The following is a 5,467-nucleotide window of genomic DNA, read 5'->3' on the forward strand; positions in this document are numbered from 1 at the left end:
ATCGGTCAATACCTCGAGGCGGTCAATGCCGGCCACGGTACAAAAGCGGCTTTGGGCAAAAGGCAGGTCGACGGAAATCGTCAACACCGCTACCTTGTCGCCCAGCCTGGAAGCTTCTTGGTTAAACCGGCGGGTTTGCGCGTCGCAAACGTCGGTGTCGAGGGACGGAACGACGGAAATCAGCTTGATTTTCCCTTGGTAATCGGACAAACCGGCTTCCGTCAGCAGATCCTTGTTGATTCTGAAATCGGGTGCTTTGTCTCCTGCTTTAAGCTCCGGTCCGATCAACGTGATCGGCTGGCCGCCGAGGGTTGCAACTCCAGTGCGTTCTTGTGTCATAAGGGTTCCTCCTAAAGGTTTTCCATTATTTGTATTTTACATAATTACATTGTGCACAATTTATTTATATAAAATTTAATCAAGGATGTCAAGAGTATGCAGCGAAAAAATTGCATATTGTGTATCCTCAGCCTGAGCGTATAATAGTTACTGTGAAATCTATAGCCGTTAAAAAAATGACGAAAAGGACTGCGAGCGATTGATGAAGCCCATTGACAAGAAACAGGCTGAGGTTCTGCTGAAGGCCTTTGCCGGATCGGAAGTGTACCTGCATAGCGAGGCCACTTCGTATATGTTTGTCCGAAATTTCAAGGTTCGCCTGACGGAGGCTTTTATTGCCGGGGACGGGCCGTATCGCATTGCGCTGCGGTTTGACGGGCATGGCTGGTTGCGCATGGAGGGACTCACGCATGCCGAATTGGACGAGCAGGGGCGTCTGCTGCTGGAAGGGTTTGACGACCGGGGCCGCATGGACGTTGCGCTGCATTTGGGAAAGGAGCCGTTTCCGGAATGAGTGACACGACGAAAAAAGAGACCCGCAAGCTGCTTGCCGTATTTGCCCACCCTGACGACGAATCCTTCGTTTGCGGCGGGACGCTGGCCAAATATGCCGGCGAAGGCGTGGAGATTACGCTGGTCAGCGCGACCCGCGGCGAAATGGGACGGCGGATGGGCAATCCCCCGTACCTGAACCGCGAGACGATCGCGGCTGCGCGGGAAATCGAACTCCGGGAGGCGTGCGACCGTCTGGGCGTGCAAGAACTGAGGTTTCTCGATATCCGCGACAAGACGGTCGAATTTATCGATGAGGCGCTACTCACCGGCCGGATCGAGGGTTTGATTCAAGAGATTGGACCCGATGTGGTGCTGACCTTTCATGAGACTTTAGGCGGCCATCCGGACCATTGCGCCATCGGGAAAGCAACGACGGCCGCTTTCCGGCGGGTTGGGCGGGGCGCGTTATACTTTATCTCCTTCGGGGACGCGATGCGGCAGCCGGAAAGGTATGGCTATACTCCGGACGACATTGCCGAGGTAGACGTGCAGGCCCACTTGAAGGCCAAGCTCGCCGCATTTCGGGCCCATCGCTGCCAATCGGAGATCGAGGAATGGGTATGGCAGAGGGACGAACAAGCGCTAAAACAGTTCGGCCGTTACGAATACTTCATTCGGGGCAGCCGGCCGCAGCCGGTGAAGGTTCCGAAGAAAGACGATCTGTTCTAGTTGAATGATGCACGTAATGCTGAATGCTAGTTTCCGAGAGGAGACTGGCATTTTTCAATTAAGGGCGCGCATACCGACGAGTCCCCGAGCCGATGAACCCAAACTCCCGAACCCCAGCACGCATACAGGCTTGCGCATCCATTACTGTCCGATCAACCCTGCACCAGGCCGATCGGCTAATCGTTAATTCTCAATCCCCAATCAACAACATTGCTCGTCAGACAGCGCACGCCATTCGCACCATTCGCACGAAACAACGTTAAGCACCTCCGGCCCACGCCAAATCCGCCAAACACAATATAAAACGCAACCCCCGCAACCCCCGCAACCCTTGCCCTATATCAAACACGTCAACGGAGTCAGATTCGCCGCTATCGTTCCTTCGATACTCCCAACGGACCTCAGAGCCCTTATTATCCGTATTTGAGGGCTTACCAATTTCTAACGGACACAGGAGGCGCTATTGGCTGCTTTTTGAGGAACAGCGGTGTTTTGGCTAAATAGCGTCTCTGGGGTCCGTTAAATTTCCCAAGACGGTATTATTTGCGAAATAAGGTCATTGGAGTCCGTTATCCCGCCCGCTTTCCCTGCCAGTAGGGTTACTCAACGGTGAAACGAGAATGAAAAGGAAGCTTTTCATGGAACCCGTGGGAATATATTGAAAAATTCACAATAGATATAAAGTTATCAGCTTGTATGCGCTCCTAGAAAACTATGATTTGGGCGAGGGAGATGAGAGTTTGAGCAAGAGAGTTGTCGCAGGGATTTTAAGCTTCTTGCTGGCGTTCACGCTGCTTCTTCCGATGGCGGGAGCAGAAGGAAGCGGCACCGCGGAAGCCAACGGAAGGAGGGAAGGCGCATCCCGGCTGAACCCGGACGTTGTTACGCAAGAGGCGTTGCAGGCGAGCATGGAGGATGTCCAGCTGCATGGCAGAGAAAAGCGGGAAGCTTCCCCAAAAGCTTCGTTGGCGGCACGCGGCCTGGTACTGGAACGCCAGGATGCCGAACAGGCTGCGGTTCAGCCGCAAAACTTCGTTCCGCTTTCCGATGTCAGCGAACCGACGACGGTGATCGTCGAGCTCCAGGAGAAGCCGGTGAAGGTGTTCGAAGCGGAGCAAAGCCAAATGCGCGGTGGCAAATCCGCAGCTTCGCACCGACAGGCGATCGATTTGCAGCAGCAAACGTTCAAGCTGCAAGCGATCGGCAAGCTGAAAGCGAAGTTTAATCGCGAGTATTCGAGCATTTTTAACGGCTTTTCGCTGACGCTCCCGGCAAACCAGGTGGAGAGCTTGCTGGAGCTTCCGGGCGTCAAGGCGGTTTATCCGAATGAAACGGTATATGCGACCGCGGAAGAGGAAACCTCGGCCGGTGTGGAGGACGGCGTATCGTTTATCGGCAGCGGAGAGTTCTGGGAGAAGGGAATCGAAGGGCAAGGGATCAAAGTCGGCGTGATCGATACCGGCGTGGCCAAGGACCATCCCGATTTGGCCGGGGCCATCGCGGGCGGGAATTGGGGTTACGATTTCGTCAACGACGACAACGAGCCTTACGAAACGACAAAGCAGGATTATTTGGATGCCTTGGCCCAAGATCCGACACTGCCCGAGTTCGATGAGGACGGCAGAGCATATTACACTTCGCACGGGAGCCATGTTTCCGGAATCGTGGCCGGCCGCGATGTCGGCATAGGCGAGCTGGAAGGAGTCAAAGGCGTGGCGCCGGAAGCGGAAATCCATGCTTACAAGGTGCTTGGCCCCTACGGCAGCGGATCGACGGAGGATGTCATTGCCGGCATCGAGCAGGCGGTAGAGGACGGCATGGACGTCATCAACCTGTCGCTGGGCTCGGAGGGCAACAACCAGCAATCCGCTGATTCGATCGCGGTCAACAACGCGATGAAAGCCGGCGTCATCGCCGTCGTGTCCAGCGGCAACTCGGGGCCGGGCGAAGCGACCGTAGGCGATCCGGGCAGCTCCGAACTGGCGATTACGGTCGGTGCTTCCAAGCCTCCATTGGTGACCCCGATCATGATGGTAGAGGGCATGGATGGCGATAGGTTCTTCATGGAGACATTCGACAAATCCGCCGGAATCGAAGATTTGACCGAGTCCTATCCGCTCGTTAATGTAGGGTTAGGAAAACCGACGGACTATGAAGGCAAAGATTTGAACGGCAAAATCGCCTTCATTAAGCGTGGCGAAATTGCCTTTTCCGAGAAAGCTCTGAACGCCCAAGCATCGGGTGCGGCGGCCGCAATCGTGTTTAACAACGCTCCGGAAGCGCTGGAAAGCGGGACGTTGGGAGAAGCGGACATCACGATTCCGGTTTACGCCCTTTCCGGCGTTTATGGGGAACAAATTCTGGCCGAACTTCAGCAGCAAGAGCTGTCGGCGGAATTCAGCTCCACGGTGGAAGAGGACATTATGGCGGGATTCAGCTCGCGTGGACCGGCGAAACCGGCCTTTGATATCAAGCCGGACATTTCCGCACCGGGCATGGGCATTCGTTCCAGCGTGCCGGAATACGAGGGCTGGTACGCGCCGCAAAACGGCACGAGCATGGCCGCGCCGCACGTCGCGGGTGCAGCGGCCCTTTTGACGCAATATTATCCGGATCTTACGCCTTATGAAATCAAGTCGCTGTTGATGAACAACGCGTTGAAGCTGAACGACCGCAACGGTAACCGCTATACGCATATGGATCAGGGAGCCGGACGCATCGCGCTCGACCCGGTGCTTGAAGCGAAAGCCGTGGCGATGGCGGAAGACACGACCGAATGGGTCGACGGAGGTGCTCCTGAAAAGTTCTATTCGGGCAGCCTGTCGTTCGGGTATGTCGGAACCGGTTCTTCCGCCGAACGCAACGTGATCGTCAAGGATATAGCGGGAGTCGCCTCCAATTATGAAATCAGCTCGGCATGGTACGGCAATTCGCCGGTGGACTTGACTTTGTCTGCGGACCAGGCAATGGTCGGAGCCGACGAGGAAACGAGCTTCACCGTCAAGGTGGAGGCGCCGGAGGAAGCGGCTAACCAGCGTTACGAAGGCGAAGTGACCCTGTCGGAAACGTCGACCGGACATGTGATTAACCTGCCGGTATCGGTTTACGTCGGCGAGTCGCCGCAGGTGGACGTCGTCACGAACGTGGATCTGTCGAACAACCCGATTTCGCCGAACGATGACGAGCTTTTCGATACCACGGACATCACATTTACCATTAATGAATATACCGAGTATTTTTCGTTGGACGCGTACGACCTGGATTCGAAATGGATCGGCACGATCTTTGAGATCACGGACGGAATCGGTCCGGGAAGTTATATTATCCGGGGATGGGACGGAACCGCATATACGGGGCGGAGCGAAGAACTTTTACCGGATGAGGGGTACTTCATGGTGCCTTGGGCCGGATCGTCCGTCGACGATGCGACTCCGGTTGAAGGTCAAGAAATCGTATTTTTCATTGATACGGCAGCTCCGGAATCCGAGCTTGACTCCCCGGATATTACCGTGAGCGGCTCGACCGGAACGATTTCCGGCAAGGTTACGCAGGATATGCTCATCGATTACTTGGTCGAAGACCTTGGTCTTTCGATGGGCGATGTCATCGGCGTAGAAGCGATGTATGACGGCGACGGAGACGAAGAGTGGGAGTTAAGCGAAGGCGTGATCGATGAGTCGGGACACTTCAAGATCGATGTACCGGTTATACCCGGGGATAACGTATACGAGGTTTACGTCTATGATTTGGCCGGAAACGGCTTTTGGGATACGGCCCATATCGTAGAGTACAATCACGTTGTGCAACCGGAGCTGCTCGTGAATCCGGAAAGCTTGACGCTTCAAGCCGGCGAAAGCAAAACGATCGCCGTGACGTACAAAGCGGCGGACGGGACGGAAACGAA

Annotated in this window: 4 protein-coding genes; 3 read left to right on the top strand and 1 reads right to left on the bottom strand. The window is 55.2% G+C overall.

Annotation, left to right across the window (positions count from 1 at the left end; genetic code table 11):
- The coding region (locus tag ACQ4N8_RS27865; protein ID WP_430707625.1) for a thiol peroxidase at window positions 1–339 on the bottom strand (339 nt) is incomplete at its 3' end.
- A 202-nt stretch (window positions 340–541) separates the two neighbouring features.
- Between ACQ4N8_RS27865 and ACQ4N8_RS27870 the strand changes: the two genes are divergently transcribed.
- From ACQ4N8_RS27870 to ACQ4N8_RS27880, 3 genes are all read left to right on the top strand, one after another.
- On the top strand, window positions 542–853 hold the full coding sequence (locus tag ACQ4N8_RS27870) for a DUF1806 family protein (RefSeq protein WP_430707628.1): 312 nt from the start codon (window positions 542–544) through the stop codon (window positions 851–853).
- Window positions 850–1,563, top strand: a complete 714-nt coding sequence (locus ACQ4N8_RS27875; protein WP_430707626.1) for a PIG-L family deacetylase — start codon at window positions 850–852, stop codon at window positions 1,561–1,563. Before ACQ4N8_RS27870 ends, ACQ4N8_RS27875 begins: the two co-directional genes overlap by 4 nt.
- Window positions 1,564–2,303: 740 nt before the next feature.
- Window positions 2,304–5,467: S8 family serine peptidase (locus tag ACQ4N8_RS27880; protein WP_430707627.1), on the top strand; the 3,164-nt coding region annotated here is incomplete at its 3' end.

This window comes from Paenibacillus macerans, from assembly GCF_050565405.1.
Classification (GTDB): Bacteria; Bacillota; Bacilli; order Paenibacillales; family Paenibacillaceae; genus Fontibacillus; species Fontibacillus macerans_B.

Excerpts from the sequence above, each read along its gene's own strand:
- ACQ4N8_RS27870 (WP_430707628.1), top strand. The coding sequence starts at position 542 with ATGAAGCCCATTGACAAGAAACAGGCTGAGGTTCTGCTGAAGGCCTTT.
- ACQ4N8_RS27875 (WP_430707626.1), top strand. The coding sequence starts at position 850 with ATGAGTGACACGACGAAAAAAGAGACCCGCAAGCTGCTTGCCGTATTT.